The following is a 266-nucleotide window of genomic DNA, read 5'->3' as shown; positions in this document are numbered from 1 at the left end:
CCGTCAAATCGGCAGCTTGCTCCCCAGTGGATTTATGGCCGCTTGCCTGGATGTCCGCTCCCATCGATTCGAACACATCGAGCAAGCCCGTACGTGTCGGGTTGATGCCGACGTTTTCCAGCGTGACTTCGCTTCCTTCCGCGATAAGTGCGGCGCCGATCAAAAAGGCAGCAGAGGAAATATCACCGGGCACCTGGACATGCGCAGCACGCAGTTCCTGGCCGCTGCTCAATGAAATGACGTCTCCATCGCGCGAGATATCCGCC

At 58.3% G+C, this 266-nt stretch carries 1 pseudogene; it reads right to left on the bottom strand.

Going from position 1 to position 266, the window contains the following annotated elements:
• A pseudogene (locus tag R0J92_RS23545) lies at nt 1–266 on the bottom strand (3-phosphoshikimate 1-carboxyvinyltransferase); the annotation flags it as partial.

This window comes from Tritonibacter sp. SIMBA_163, assembly GCF_046535935.1.
GTDB lineage: Bacteria > Pseudomonadota > Alphaproteobacteria > Rhodobacterales > Rhodobacteraceae > Epibacterium > Epibacterium scottomollicae.
Note: the sequence above shows the minus strand (reverse complement) of the source record. Positions and strands in the feature narration are given on the sequence as shown.